Annotated in this window: 11 protein-coding genes; 3 read left to right on the top strand and 8 right to left on the bottom strand. The window is 64.4% G+C overall.

Annotation, left to right across the window (positions count from 1 at the left end; translation table 11 throughout):
• Window positions 1-155 precede the first annotated feature (155 nt).
• Window positions 156-1,118 (top strand): GGDEF domain-containing protein, encoded by a 963-nt coding sequence (locus tag AC51GT_RS12855; protein WP_496328992.1) that lies wholly within the window; start codon window positions 156-158, stop codon window positions 1,116-1,118.
• Window positions 1,119-1,128: 10 nt separating this feature from the next.
• On the opposite strand, the gene AC51GT_RS12850 is transcribed toward AC51GT_RS12855, so the two are convergent.
• The 7 genes from AC51GT_RS12850 to AC51GT_RS12820 all read right to left on the bottom strand — a co-directional run bounded on the left by AC51GT_RS12850 (window position 1,129) and on the right by AC51GT_RS12820 (window position 9,274).
• Window positions 1,129-2,586 carry a hypothetical protein gene (locus AC51GT_RS12850; RefSeq protein WP_496328991.1) on the bottom strand — a complete coding sequence of 486 codons (1,458 nt, stop codon included), beginning with the start codon at window positions 2,584-2,586 and terminating at the stop codon, window positions 1,129-1,131.
• 80 nt (window positions 2,587-2,666) lie between these two features.
• Window positions 2,667-4,040, bottom strand: a complete 1,374-nt coding sequence (locus tag AC51GT_RS12845; RefSeq protein ID WP_496323099.1) for an exopolysaccharide biosynthesis polyprenyl glycosylphosphotransferase — start codon at window positions 4,038-4,040, stop codon at window positions 2,667-2,669.
• Window positions 4,037-5,140: a glycosyltransferase gene (locus AC51GT_RS12840; protein ID WP_496329102.1), complete on the bottom strand. Its 1,104-nt coding sequence runs from the start codon at window positions 5,138-5,140 to the stop codon at window positions 4,037-4,039. Before AC51GT_RS12840 ends, AC51GT_RS12845 begins: the two co-directional genes overlap by 4 nt.
• Window positions 5,141-5,191: 51 nt before the next feature.
• Window positions 5,192-6,295 (bottom strand): glycosyltransferase, encoded by a 1,104-nt coding sequence (locus AC51GT_RS12835; protein ID WP_496328990.1) that lies wholly within the window; start codon window positions 6,293-6,295, stop codon window positions 5,192-5,194.
• Window positions 6,295-7,068: a glucose-1-phosphate cytidylyltransferase gene (rfbF, locus tag AC51GT_RS12830; RefSeq protein WP_496323101.1), complete on the bottom strand. Its 774-nt coding sequence runs from the start codon at window positions 7,066-7,068 to the stop codon at window positions 6,295-6,297. Before rfbF ends, AC51GT_RS12835 begins: the two co-directional genes overlap by 1 nt.
• Window positions 7,065-8,222 (bottom strand): DegT/DnrJ/EryC1/StrS family aminotransferase, encoded by a 1,158-nt coding sequence (locus AC51GT_RS12825; protein WP_496328989.1) that lies wholly within the window; start codon window positions 8,220-8,222, stop codon window positions 7,065-7,067. Before AC51GT_RS12825 ends, rfbF begins: the two co-directional genes overlap by 4 nt.
• Window positions 8,223-8,245: 23 nt before the next feature.
• Complete coding sequence (locus AC51GT_RS12820) at window positions 8,246-9,274, bottom strand: NAD-dependent epimerase/dehydratase family protein (RefSeq protein WP_496328988.1); 1,029 nt, start codon at window positions 9,272-9,274, stop codon at window positions 8,246-8,248.
• Window positions 9,275-9,495: 221 nt separating this feature from the next.
• Between AC51GT_RS12820 and AC51GT_RS12815 the strand changes: the two genes are divergently transcribed.
• Window positions 9,496-10,644, top strand: coding sequence for a hypothetical protein (locus AC51GT_RS12815; protein WP_496328987.1), 1,149 nt, complete (start codon window positions 9,496-9,498; stop codon window positions 10,642-10,644).
• Window positions 10,641-12,125 (top strand): Wzz/FepE/Etk N-terminal domain-containing protein, encoded by a 1,485-nt coding sequence (locus tag AC51GT_RS12810; RefSeq protein ID WP_496328986.1) that lies wholly within the window; start codon window positions 10,641-10,643, stop codon window positions 12,123-12,125. The genes AC51GT_RS12815 and AC51GT_RS12810 overlap by 4 nt, the downstream gene beginning before the upstream one ends.
• Here the strand turns inward: AC51GT_RS12810 and AC51GT_RS12805 are convergent.
• Window positions 12,122-13,744, bottom strand: coding sequence for a NosD domain-containing protein (locus tag AC51GT_RS12805; RefSeq protein ID WP_496328985.1), 1,623 nt, complete (start codon window positions 13,742-13,744; stop codon window positions 12,122-12,124). The genes AC51GT_RS12810 and AC51GT_RS12805 overlap by 4 nt on opposite strands.
• Between the last annotated feature and the right edge of the window lie 8 nt (window positions 13,745-13,752).

Raw genomic sequence — 13,752 nt, 5'->3', positions numbered from 1 at the left:
GAATCTCAGCCCAGGGCGTCTTGATTGTCGTTAAAATGCACGAATTCGTGCCCGATCTGCTGTGCATACCCCAATTGCAGCGCGAACACGGGAAAATTGTGTGATCGTAAGGATCAAACTTGTGGGGTTGGGAAGTCAGGGGTAGCAAGATGCGGGTGATCGAAACGAGGGCCGGAGTGCGGCAGGACTGGTCGGGCTGGGATGCCCGGTCGCTGGCGACCGTGATGGATTCACTTGTCGGTGGACTGGTTGTGGTGACCCCCGAGGGCAAGGTCGAGGCTGCGAACGAAGCCGCCGACCGGATTCTGGAACTCTCCGACCGGCGATCGAAACTCGAGTTCAACGAGTCGGGCCCCGTGACGTTCCGCAGCGATTCCGGCGCACGCCTGGTTGCCGGCGATTTCCCCAACCAGCGCGCCATCGCCACCGGCGGTCCGGTCTCGGACATCGTCCTCGGCGTCGACCGGATCGACGGCAAACGCGTCTGGCTCGACTGCAGTGCCACCCTGCTCCACCCCGACGACCCGGAATCCCTGGTGATCGTCTCGTTCAATGACGTCACCGAATTGCGGACCATGCGCGAGCGCCTCGCGATCGACGGCGAACGCGACGCACTGACGGGCCTGCCCAACCTCAAGTACGTGATCCGGTACATCAACGAACTGCTGGGGACCGTCCGTTCGCTCGATCGTCCCAAGGTCGATGTGGTCATGGTGATCAACTTCGACAAGCTCCGGCAACTCAACGACTCCCTCGGACACCTCGGCGGCGACCGGGCACTGGCGATGACGGCCGAACGGTTGCGCGACGAGTTGCCCGAGCCGCATCTGATCGGCCGGGTCGTCGGGGCCGAGTTCATCGCGGTCCTGCGCGACGTCGACGAGGAAGACGTCGAAGACGTCTCCGACTTCGTGCACGTCCTGTTGACCGAGCCGTCCGAGATCGACGGCACCCACGTCCGGCTCCGGGCAAGTGTGGGGATGGCACGTATCCGGCCGGGCGATCGGCGCAGCGCCGAGGACATCATCAGCGCGGCCGACACCGCGATGTATCACGCCCGGACCAAGGGTGGCGGTCACACGGTCGACTTCGACGCCCTGAACCCCGCCGATCAGTGACGGTGTGTGATCACCGAGCCCGTTTGATCAACGACCCGGAGTTGTAGCCGGCCCCGTCGGCGCGCAGTTCTGCCTCGGCCAGGCGTCGTCGGAGTTCGGCGTTCTGTTCTCGCAGCGCCCTGAGTTCGGTTGTTGTGCCGCTGCTCATCTCGATGTCCCCGTACTGGCGGCGGGTGTGGAACAACGTGGCCACCGACATGTCGAGTTCGATCGTGATCGCCTCCGCGGCCATCTGCTCGACGGTCTTGGCCTTCGCCGTCCGTCTGCCATCGCGGCGTTTGTCGCCCATCCCGGGGATCGGCAGCGGGCTGCGGGGTATCTTGTGCGATCGGTAACGCCACACCATGCTCCAGGTCTCGCCGACATAGATGGTGAACGCGATGCCGGAGATGACCGTCAGTGCGACCAGCATCGCGTCGCCGTGCAGGAAGATGATCGACGGCACCATCGTCGCCGCGCGGAAGATGTCCCACATCATCCGGAAACGGGTGCGCCCCAGGAACGGCAGGATCCGGTCGATCGGGATGATGACGATGTTGAGGCAGTTGTAGACGGCGGTCGCGGCGAAGAAGGACCACAGGTCGCCCGAGGTGGCGGAGTCGGGGAGTATGCCCGTGATCAGCACTGCCACAACACTTGCGACGAGGCACCCGAGGCCGAGCGCGGAACCGAACAACAATCCGTTTCTGGTCCCCGATCGGACCGTCATCCGTGACTCTTCGCGTATCCCTCGGGCGACGGTGGTGTCGATGGCCGGGGTCAGGATCTGCCCGGCGATGGTCTGAAAACCGTTGGTGACCCGGGTCGCCAACGCCCAGGCGGGTGCGAAGCTGCCCATCGTCCCGGAGGCCAGGGCGCCGGCCTGCATCGAGAGTCCGTTGAAGAACTGTCCGGTGATCAACGCGCTGCCGCTGCGGATGTCGTGGCCGATCGAGCGGAGTCCGTAGGGTATCCGCGAGAAGGTCAGCCGCCGGATCTTTGTGCGCAACAACGCTATTGCTGCCGAGAGTCCGTACGCCGCCGCGATGCAGGCGATGAAGCTCAACTTGTTGCCGGCGGCCAGGCACAGCACGACGTTGCCGGCCAGCAGGATGCAGGCATAGGTGAAGCGCATCGTCATGAACTCGGGGTAGCAGTCGGCGGCCACCAACACCGCCTGCGCGATCAGGTAGGACGCCTGCGCCACCAAGACGATGGCGACACTGGCGATGAGGGAGCCGGTGGAGTGTTCGCCGGCGGTATAGACGACCACGCCGGCCAGCAGCGCGGTCAGGCCGAGGGAGCCGGTGCAGAGCAGTGCCGAGCGAACCAGGCTCTGTGATCGACGTTCCCCGAGATGCGCGGTGGGCAGGCGGTAGCCGATGGCCAGAGTGGATACACCGGCGGTGATCGTCGAGAACGCCACCACCACGAGGATGAACACCAGAACGTCGTCGAGACCGAAGAACGCCGGAAGAACGCCGGACACCAACGTCATTCCTTGCGCCACAAATCCCACCCCTACGGAGCGGAGGTTGTTGATGCGCGAGAGAATCTGCATTCCGGGCGCTACGAACCCGTCCGATTCAACACGGAACGAGCAGTCAGGATGATGATCTTGATGTCGAGCCAGACCGACCAGTTCTCGATGTAGAAGTTGTCGTAGAGCGCCCGGTCATTGATGTCGGTGTCACCGCGGAGTCCGTTGATCGCCGCCCAGCCGGTGAGCCCGACGGTGACCCGGTGCCGGTCGGTGTAGGAGTACACCGAGTCGCTGAACTGCGCCACGAAATGCGGACGCTCCGGTCGGGGTCCGACGAGCGACATGTCACCCCGGGCCACATTCCACAGCTGGGGCAGCTCATCGAGAGACGTCTGCCGGAGAAACCGGCCCAGCCTGCCGGTGCGCGCGGTCTGGTCGGGCTGCCAATCGGTATCCGAGGTGCGGGTGGCGACCGGACGCATCGACCGGAACTTGTAGAGGGTGAACGTCTTACCGTGCCGGCCGACGCGATCCTGCCGGAAGATGACCGGTGCGGACCGGTCGTTGAGATACACCGCTGCCGCAGCGGCGGCCAACAGCGGTGACAGGAGGATGAGCGCGGGCACCGTCAGACAGAGATCGAGCAATCGCTTGCAGTACCAGTAGAACGTGCGCTGGGCGTTGCGCCTGACCTTGATGATCGGGATCGTGTGAATCCGGTCCATGCCGGGGGTCAGATGCAGGAACTCGAAAAGCCGCGGAACGATGTAGATTTCGCAGTTCATCTCACCGCAGGCTCGGAGGTCTGCCACGAGTGAGGAGTCGGGGCGGTTCCGGAACGTGACGATGATCGTGCCGATCTGTTCGCGCCGGACGATCTCCGCGAGCGGGATGCCCGAGACGACCGGGATCCGGAACTTCTCGGTGTCGAACATAGGGTCGTCGTCGATGACCACCACCGGCTCGAGTCCGAGCTGTGGCTGCCGGACCGTGCTCTCCACGAGTGTCGCGGCCACCGTCCCGCCGCCCACGATGGCGGTGCGACTTCGTGCGCCGAGACGACTGCGCCGACGTCGGCGACGCATCCAGTAATAGACAAGGCGGATGGAGAACAACACGGCGGTCAGGGCACCGACGGTGAACAGGGCGCGCAGCGTGGAGGACTCGTGCGCGAAGACAACAAAAATCGCCAGGACCGCGATGGCGACCGTGCCCGCCAGCTTCGGCAGGTTGTCGAGCGCAGAGAGCGTGATCGCGCGGGCGTAGCCGCCGGAGAACTCGAGGAACAGGGTGACGACGAGTGCGGCGAGCAGGGCGACCTCGAAGGAACTCGCCCCGAGCGTGATGACGGCGGTGACCGCGGCAAAGTCCAGCATGACCAGGGTCGTATCGGTGCGCCGCAGGGTTCTCGAGCCGAGTTGGACCGCGGCGCGGCTCGCTGAGGTTTCGGTGGTGCTCATCGGCGTTCGGCTTTCTGTCCCGACGTGAGCGATCGGGTCAGCTGCGCCGTCGCACGCGATGACGACCGGTGATCGAAGAACATCTCGACACGGGCTCGTCCGGCCAGACCTTCTGATCCGGCCAGTTCGGGATCGTCGAAACGTTTGCCGATCTCCGCTCCGAGACCGTCGAGGTCACCGACCGGGAGCACCGCTCCGGCCGTGCCCACCGACTGCTTCATCCCGCCACAGTCGAAGGCGACGACGCAGGTACCGCTGGCCATCGCCTCCATCGGGACCAGCGCCATACCCTCGGCCCGGGACGGGACCACCACGACGTCGGCGGCCGCCATGTACGCGGTTGCGTTGCCGCGGTTGCCCACCCATCGCACCGACGGATGGCGACCGTGGGTGCTCTCTTGCAGTTGCCGCGCCAGTGGACCGTCACCGACCATCACCAGCTGGGCCCTCGGGTGGGTCGATATCACGTCCTGCCACGCCTGCAACAGCATGTCCTGACCCTTCTGCCGGGCCAGCCGGCCCACACAGACCGCCAGCGGACCGTCGGGCAGATCCAGACTCGCACGAAGCGTCGCGACATCGGTGGACGGCCGAATCCGCTCGGAGTCAACACCATTGGCGATCACCGAGTAGTTCCCCTCGATTCCCGCCGAGATGCCGACACGACGTTCTTCGTCGCTGACACAGACCAGGTGATGGGCCCACCGCGCACCGAGACGTTCCCAGGTACGGGCCAACCGGGTCAGTGGGGAGTCCGCGGCCTGGAAGGACCACAGGTGGGGCTGGAAGATCGTCGGCACCTCACCCCGCAGGGCGAGCCGGCCGGCCAGGCCCGCCTTGGAACTGTGCAGGTGGACCACGTCGGGGGCGGTGGCCCGAAGTATCGCGCGCAGGCGCGTGGTCTCGGTCAGGGTCGCCGGCCCGGGGGTACGGGTCGCCGGCCACGGATGCACGGGTACCCCCAACGCGGCGGCGCGTTCGGGAAGTGCGCCGACGGGCGGGCAGGCCAGCATCGGCGACCAGCCGCGCGATATCTGGTCGGCGAGCAGGGTCGCGACGACCTCCGCCACACCGGCGTCCACCGGCTGTGACACATGCATGATCTTCACGGGCGTTGTCCTGCCGACGGATTCGAGTGGACCGGAGGAGAATCACTGGAGAACGAGATGTCGCAACAGCGCATCGTAGCTCTCCATCATCAGCTTCGGGTTGTATCTGGTCCGGATGGTCTCCATGCCGAGGTCGGCTTCACGCGCACGGGCCGAACCGTCGTGCAACATCTCCCGAAACGCCGCGGCGATCGCATCGACATCCTGTGCGGAGACCAGGCGCCCACCACCGGTGCCCAGGATCTCGCGGAGTCCGTCGACATCGGTGGCCACCACCGGCCGCCCGGCCGACAGCGATTCCAGGATGGAGATCGGCAACCCCTCCCAGTCGCTCGTCAGTACCGAGATATCGCATGCGGCAAGAAGCTTGGGGACATCCGAGCGCACACCGCTACCGAAGAACCGCACCCGGTCACCCAGATCCAGACGCCGGGCCTGGGCTTCGAGCTCGGGCCGCAACGACCCGTCCGAAGCGAGTATCAGCAACTCGTCGCCCGGCAGCTGGGCCCAGGCGTCGAGGAGCACGTCGTGCCGCTTCTGGGGTTCCATCCGCGCCAGACACAACGCGACCGGTTGATCGGCGGGTATCCCGTATTCGCGGCGGCAGGCCTGGCGGTCCGGGCGGGGCATGTCGGTGATCGCGTTGCGGATCACACTGAGCTGCAGGGGCCGGCGGCCGGCGACGGACCGCAGCCGGCCGGCGATGGCTTCGGACACTGTGACGATGTGATCCGCGGTCGCGGCCAGGATCCGGGCGGAATGGCGGTAGTCGTCGTCGGCCACACCGTGAAAGATCGAGAGCACCGGGACCTCGCGTTGCGCCAGCCGGGTGAGTGCGCTGGCCGACACGTTGTGGGCGATGATCGCATTGGGCCGGTATTCGGAAATCGCCTTGGCTGCTTGGATTCTGGCCCTCATCAGACCGCCGAGCGATCGTCGGGGCGGCTCGACGAAGAACTGCGGCACGCCCGCCTGGGCCAACATGTCGGCCCGTTGGCCACCACCGGAGGCCACGGCGGATCTCCATCCCATCTGCTCGCCACCGCCGACCAGTTCGGCGACCACCGATTCGGCCCCGCCCACACCCATCTCGCTGATCACGTGCAGCACCCGTAGCGAACTCGGCGCAGTGCCCCCGGTGCTCATCAGGACCAGATCTTCCACGGGGCCTGGCCGGCGTCCCACATCTGATTGAGGTTGATCTTGTCCCACATGGTGTCCATCCCCAGCCAGAAACCGTCGTGCCGGTACGACGACAACTGGCCGTCGGCGGACAGACGTTCCATCGGCCTGCGTTCAAAGATGGTCGGGTCGCCGTCCTCGATGTAGTCGAGGATCTCCGGCTCGGCCACGAAGAACCCGCCGTTGACCCAGCCGCTGCTGCCCAGTGGTTTCTCACTGAATGTGGTTGCGCCGCGGTCACCGATCTCCAGGGTTCCGTAGCGGCCGGGAGGCTGCACCGCGGTGACCGTGGCGATCGTGTTGTTGTTCTTGTGGAAGTCGACGACCTTGCGGACATCGAGATCGGCGACCCCATCGCCATAGGTGAAGGAGAACGTCTCGTCGCCGATGTGCTCCCGCGCCCGCAGCAGTCGACCGCCGGTCTGGGTGTCGAGGCCGGTGTCGAGCAAGGTCACCTTCCACGGCTCGGCCTTCGACTGCAGGGTGGTGATGGTGTCGGTCGCCAGGTCGATGGTCACATCGGAGGTGTGCAAGAAGTAGTTCGCGAAGTACTCCTTGATCATGTAGCCCTTGTAACCGAGCAGCACGACGAACTCCGTGATGTCGGCTGCACCATAGATTTTCATGATGTGCCACAAGATCGGCTGACCGGCGATCTCGACCATGGGTTTGGGACGGGTTTGCGATTCCTCGCTGATGCGGGTGCCGCGACCACCCGCAAAGATGACAGCCTTCATGGGTTGTCCTTTTCTGTGTGTAAGAAAGTGCGCAGCAAGCTCACGACCCGGTCGACGTGCTGTTCGTCGAGCATCAGCGCGGACGGCAGGTTGATCGATCGCTGGGCGATGTCATAGGCCACCGAATTGGTGGCACGTGCTGCGGCGACCTGGTCCGGATAGGCCGAGAACGCCTGCAGGGAACTCAGTGGTGGAAAGAAGGGGCGCGTATCGACACCGTTGTCGTCGAAGTACGCCATCATCTCGCGGGTCGAGGTACCGAACCGTTTGTCCACGACGATGTTCGTCATCCAGTAGGTGTTGACGCAGTCGTCGCCCTGGGAATTGAGTTGCACGCCGTCGAGGCCGGAGAGCCGGTCTCGATACCAACCGAACAACTGCCGTTTCTTCGCGACCAATTCGTCAACGCGCTGCAATTGGGCGCGACCGAAAGCTGCTTGCAAACTACTCATCTGATATTTGAATCCTGGAATATCAGAGACCAATTGTGCGTGTGCGCCCGGTCGACGTCCGAGATTGCGCAGTTGAGCCATCTTCTCGAACAGGTCGGTGCGGTCGGTGACCACCATCCCGCCCTCGCCCGAGGTCAGCGTCTTGGTGCCGTGGAAACTGAAGACACCCACATCGCCGAGCATCCCGGCCGGAATGCCGTGCCGGACCGCGCCGATCGCCTGGGCGGCGTCCTCGATGATGGGGATGTCGCCGGCGAGTTCGCGGATCGCGTCCATGTCGGGGACATCGCCGTAGAGGTCGACGGTGACAATCGCCTTGGTCCGGGGGCTCAGCCGTTGTGCCACCGAATCGGCTGACAGGCACCAGGTGTCGGGGTCGATGTCGGCGAACACCGGGGTCGCACCGGTGTAGGTGATCGGGGCGGCCGTGGCTACGAAGGTGGTCTCCGGGACGATCACCTCGTCGCCGGGGCCGAGATCGAGGGCGGCCATGGCCAGGTGCAACGCCGAGGTCGCATGAGGGACGGCCAGTGCGTGGCGGGCTCCGAGGTGGGAGGCGAACTCCTGCTCGAACAGCCCGACGGACTGGCCGGCGTTTCCGTACCAGTCGTGCAGCGCCGCGTCCGCGACGAACTTGGCCTCGAGTTCGGTGACCCAGGGCCCGGCGACAGGAATGCGTTTGGAGAAGTCGTGCACTGCCATGCCTACTCCATGGTCTGGTTCGTTCATATCGTTACAACGCTGCGTAGATCGATGTCGAGGGTGCCGGCGTCGAGGAGCTGCTTGATGGTTCGCAGCCGGAAGTACTTGGGTCCGTTGAAGAGTTCTTCGGTCATGGTCCCCGAGTAGGCGTTGTACAACTCTTCGATACCGAGGGGAACGGTCCACTGCGGGCGGTACCCGGGCAGGCTCCGTTCGATCTTCGAGAAGTCGACCTTGTAGTCGCGGATGTCCGGTGCGGCACCGTCGCCGAGGCTCACGACACAGTCGGGCACCACGCCGGCAACCAGATTCGCGATATCCCTGACCTGGTAATTCTCGCCGACGCGACCGACATTGAAGGCCTCGTTGTGGATGGCCTCGCGGGGTGCGTCGAGGACGCAGGCGAAGGCGTGGGCGATGTCGAGTACGTGGACGAGCGGGCGATGCGGTGTGCCGTCGCTCTCCATCACCACCTTGCCGCTGGTCACCGCGTGCGCGACCAGGTTGTTGACCACGATGTCGCAGCGCAGTCGCCGAGACAGGCCGTACGCCGTCGCGTTACGCAGATAGACCGGCGAGAAGTTCTCGTCGGCGAGCTCCGACAAGGCCTGTTCGACGCGGATCTTGGACTCGCCGTAGGGCGTGACGGGATTGAACTCCGCGTTCTCGTCGACCTCTTCGTCGCCGCCCTTGCCGTAGAGGCTGCAGGACGAGGAAAAAAGAAATCGGGACACCCCGGCCGCTTTAGCGGTCTCTGCTAAATGCACGGAAGAATCCAAATTGATCGTGTATGTCAGAATTGGATTGAGATCCGATAGAGGGTCGTTAGATAGCGCTGCTAAATGAATTACCGCGTCAAACCCTTCGAGATCCTCCGGGGTCACGTCCCGTAAGTCCTTCGCCACCACCGGCAGAATGTCCGGCGCCCCAAGGAAATCCCCGGTCGCGAAGTAGTTGTTGTCCAGGCCGAAGACCTCGTGGCCGAGCTGGGTCAGCATTGAAGACATCTCGGTTCCGAGATATCCCAAGTGGCCGGTGATCAGTAGTTTCATATTCGCTTCAATCGGTGCAGGAAGATTTTGGAGTGACGATACTACGTAATTGAGCTGACGATAAATGTGATAAATCACTGTGCCCAAGAAGGGCACATCTGAGCTATTGTGTGAAAAGAAGCGCCACGAGTCGGCGCGTGCCCGCATCGCATGTCCGGGGGGAGAGTGCGAGATCGACCCCTCTGGGGTGGTTACCAAGACTAGGATTCGTCCGCGAAAACATGTTTACCTCAACAGGTCTGGCCGGTATCGGCTACAGGTACCAGCGGTATCGCCGGGTGTTCATGGCGCTGGCAACTGTGTACGCCTTTGTGTTCGGACTGTTCGTGGTTATGCACCGGACGATCATTCTTCCGGCCAAATTCTCCTCTGACGGCGACGTGATCGGGCAGTTGGCCGCGGGCCGGATCGTCATCAGGGAAGACGCCTCGTACACGAATACCGCTCGGGTGTACGACATCTTGGGCCTGGGTTCACACGCGACGAGCGCCTCCGTCCTGGGACTCGCGGCGGCGACGGCGGTGGTGCTCCTGTGTCTGGTGCGCACGAAGGGATTTCGCGGCGGACTGCCGGAAGCGGCCCTGGCCGGTCTGATAATCGTCCTGGCCGCGGTGTACATCGGGTACTACTCCAAGGAGTTGACGGTTCTGCCGTTCACGGCCCTGGTACTCCTGGTGCCCAGTGGGGTCGCCTTCGATGCGGTTCTGGTGGCCGCGATGCTCGTCTATGCGCAGGTCTTCCGCCAGTACTGGGTCATCATCGCGGTCGTGTACGTGGCGCTAAGGATCGTGAATTGGCGTCGCATACGGGTGATCTCGAGTGTGGCGATGGGGGTGGCCTCGCTGGTTGGACTGGCCGTGGCGTTTGCCGTGCTGCTCGGATTACCCGTCGATCACTATCGCGAGATGGTGAACAGCGCTCGGGGTGCGGGACCGGATTCGATGACGGCCATTGGTTCGTTCACCGATATCGCCGATCCCGTCGGCGGCATCGTGAATGCGATTGCCAGCTTTGCGTTCTTGTTCGTACCCATCCCGATGGTGCTGCTCGGTGGCGCCTACTACGCCGGTCTGGCGGTACTGATCGCCGGCATCTGGGCATACTTCTTCGTGTCGCTGTGCCGGGTCGGACGGGTATTGCCGGGCGCCTCGACCGAAATCAATGTGTTGGTCAGAAGGTCGACCGCATTTGTGCTCGCCTTTGTCACGGTGCAGTCGATATTCGAACCCGACTTCGGTTCGGCGCTGCGTCATCAGGTTCCGATATTGCCTTTGGTATTGCTGGTGTGCCTGGTCGCACGCGGCTCGCCGGGGCCTGCTGACAGCTCGAACACCCCATACCAGGAATCCACCATGGAGCAGAAGACATGACATCCCGAACATCGGATCGACGAGATGCCAACTGGCTCAGGCTCTGTGCCGACGCACTTCGCAATGGTTGGATTCTGATCGTGGCGATCACCGTCGTGGTGGTGCTGGCGGGGTTGGGCTACACGCTGACGCAGAAGTCCGAGTACGAGTCCACCGCGACCCTGTACGTCAGTTCGGTGGCGAACCAGAGTGGTGAACGAGAAACGCCGGAGGGACTACAAGGACTCGTCGCGACCTATTCGGCGCTGGCCACGTCCACCGAGATCGTCACCGCGGCGCTGCGCGACGCGCAGATCGTGATGCCCGTCGCCGACGCGATCAAAAAGATCACGACGCTGGCGGTGCCGGAGACCACACTGCTCGAGGTCGCGGTGCGGGACACCGATGCCGGCCAGGCCTCGCGGCTGGCCAATGGTGTCGCGGTCGCGCTGGCCGGTTTCATGTCCACCGCGGACAAGCAGGGTAAGTCGGAGCCGGCACAGATGCGGATCGTCACCCCGGCCGAGACCGGCAAGGCGGTATCGCCGAACCTGATCATCAACCTGCTCTGGGCCTTGATCTTCGGACTCGTGGTGGCGACGGCAGTGGTGATCGCGCGCGCCGTACTCGATAGTCGTCTGCGCAGCGCGGTCGATGCGGCGACGGTGCCGGGAGCGCCTCCGGTGCTCGGTGAGATCGCCCCGGGTGGTTTGGAGTGGCTCGACGAGTTCCCGTACCTGCCGGTTCGGGGCACGGCCGCGGCGCAGTCGTTCGACCTGTTGTCGACCAACGTCACCTATGCGGCCGGCGGCAGCCCCATCTCCAGCATCCTGGTGACGAGTCCGACCGATTCGGTCGAACGCTCGGTGGCGGCCTCGAATCTTGCTGCGGCCCTGGCGAAGACAGGACGTTCGGTGGTCCTGGTCAGGGCTGATCTGTCCGATGTCGGTCCGGAGGTGTCCGAGCCCGGCGTCAGTTCCGTCCTGGCCGATGGTCATCCGCTCGACGAGGCGATCTTCGGGAAGTTGGTGCCCGGACCTCTGGTGCTGGGCACCGGCCCCCGCAGCGGTGCGGGGCTGGAGTTGCTGAAGACCCCGCGCGCCACCGAGATGTTCGATGAACTCGAGAAGTCGTTCGAACACGTCGTCATCGAGGGCCCGCCGGTGCTCGATGGGGATATCGCCTCGGTTCTGGCGGTCGGTGCCGAAGGCACCCTCATCGTCTGTGTGGGTGGCCGGACCCGGGCGGGGGAGTACTCCGATGCGCTCGATCAGTTGGCCAAGGTCCGGGCCCGGGTGATCGGCTCGGTGCTGATCCCGGAGGTCGGCAGGCGGCGTCGAAAAGCCAAGAGCGACAGCAGGTCACCGACCGATGATGTGATGACGGAACAACCCGGGTGGATCGAACCCGGCGAATCAGTCGAGCCGGTCGAACCTGTCGAATCGGTTGAACCCGTGGAGTCGGCCGAGGCGTTGGCGACGGTCAAGGCCGTCGACGACTAGGAGATCGAGATGCCTTCCGGGACATTGACGGTCTCGGCCGGCACATCGACGAACTCGTTGGCGTCCAGCGAACCGGTCGACCCGGCGCGGTCGAAGAGGTTGATCCCGTTGGTGCATTCGACGATGCGGTTGCGGCGATGCTCGATGTGCCCGGCCGTGGCGTTCGTATCGAGGATGCCGTCGGCAAATCCCGAGATGGTGTTCTCAGAGGTGGTGGTGTCGGTCGGGCCGTCGTTGCTGTTCTCGAATTGGATCCCGGCATGGGCGCGATCGCCGGTGCGGGAGAGCGTGTTCTGGCGTGCTGCCGGGATCTCGGTGTGCCAGAAGGCGATTCCGTCACCTCGGAATCCGGAGAATGTGTTGCGCTCGTACCGGCAGGCCACCCCCAGGGTGATACTGCCACCGACGGTGGTCACGCCCTCGGCCGTCGACTCGCCGGTGTTGTTGACGGCAAGGCAATCTCGTGGCTGATCATCGGCGTCGTCGACGCCGAACATCGCGATGTAGGAGTCGGCATGGCCGGAGACGGTGATCGAGTTGCGTTCCACGGTGGTCATGGTGGTTGATCCGTACAGCATCACCGCGGCCCGGTGGGGTGCGTAGGACTGGCCTTGCCGGTCGGTGTCGGCGCGCGTGAACTCGATGGTGTTGTCGGCGACGGACACCTGGCTGCTGCGGATCACCGCCACACCCCACCAGGTGCTGTCGGAGACGGTGTTGTTGATGATCGTCGCCTGGGTGATGTCCTCGACGACGATGCCGCGGCGGAACTGACCCCGAACGGTGTTGTTGGCGACCGTGTACGTGGAGTTCGGCATCGGTCCGGACTCTTGTTCGCGGTCTTTGAGTGCCTCACAATGGATTCCGATGCGTGCGTCGGATCCGGCCCGGCAGTCGACCTCGTTGCCGATGATGGTTGCGGCCGCCCCCCAGGTGACGATCCCGTCGCCCCGGTCTTCGCCCAGTGTCGACACGAGGTCGTCCGGGCCGTCACCGGCGCCGAGGACATCTTTGATGCGGTTGTTCAGGATTCGGGTGTAGTACCACTCGCCGTAGGGATCCACCCCGATCCCGCTCTGGAACGAATCGATGAAGCACTCGGAGATCTCGACGTTGTTGGCCTTGATCGTGATGGCAAACGGGTTCTCTCCGGTCTGTGACCGCGCCCCGAGCAGATCTGGATTGGTCATCCGCAGTCGATGGACCCGGGACCCCGATCCGGTCACGGTCAGTGCCGACGCCTGCGCGATCCCGTCGGTGAACTTCAGCTCGCCCGGACCGGAAAGATGTTTTCCACCAGGGAGTTCGAGGCCGGCGGTACACCGGAGCACAGCTCCGTCCGGGATCACGATCTCGCAGCCGTCCGGTCGGGTGTCGAGAATCGACTGCAGAGCCGCGGTCGCGTCGTCGGTGCCGGTCAGGTCGGCATCGGTGTCGGAGAGGACATAGGTCGACGGGATACCGGGTTCGTCGACGGTGAGGGTCGGTGTGGCCGGATCCGACGATGAACATGCGGCGATCAGCAGGGCGGCAGCGGCGGGACTCGCCATCAGGAAACGACGCCGGGTCAGGGCGGTCGGGCGGGGGATCGGCAGCGGGCCGGATTCGTGGGCGCTCATGTCTACGC

This window comes from Williamsia sp. z34 (assembly GCF_059553395.1).
The sequence above is the reverse complement of the archived record's forward strand: the minus strand, read 5'-3'. Positions and strand labels throughout refer to the sequence as shown.

Bases quoted from the DNA above. Each gene is read 5' to 3' on its own strand.
- rfbF (WP_496323101.1), bottom strand. From the start codon at position 7,068: ATGAAGGCTGTCATCTTTGCGGGTGGTCGCGGCACCCGCATCAGCGAG.
- AC51GT_RS12805 (WP_496328985.1), bottom strand. From the start codon at position 13,744: ATGAGCGCCCACGAATCCGGCCCGCTGCCGATCCCCCGCCCGACCGCC.
- AC51GT_RS12835 (WP_496328990.1), bottom strand. From the start codon at position 6,295: ATGAGCACCGGGGGCACTGCGCCGAGTTCGCTACGGGTGCTGCACGTG.
- AC51GT_RS12810 (WP_496328986.1), top strand. From the start codon at position 10,641: ATGACATCCCGAACATCGGATCGACGAGATGCCAACTGGCTCAGGCTC.
- AC51GT_RS12840 (WP_496329102.1), bottom strand. From the start codon at position 5,140: ATGCATGTGTCACAGCCGGTGGACGCCGGTGTGGCGGAGGTCGTCGCG.
- AC51GT_RS12845 (WP_496323099.1), bottom strand. From the start codon at position 4,040: ATGAGCACCACCGAAACCTCAGCGAGCCGCGCCGCGGTCCAACTCGGC.
- AC51GT_RS12815 (WP_496328987.1), top strand. From the start codon at position 9,496: ATGTTTACCTCAACAGGTCTGGCCGGTATCGGCTACAGGTACCAGCGG.
- AC51GT_RS12820 (WP_496328988.1), bottom strand. From the start codon at position 9,274: ATGAAACTACTGATCACCGGCCACTTGGGATATCTCGGAACCGAGATG.
- AC51GT_RS12825 (WP_496328989.1), bottom strand. From the start codon at position 8,222: ATGGCAGTGCACGACTTCTCCAAACGCATTCCTGTCGCCGGGCCCTGG.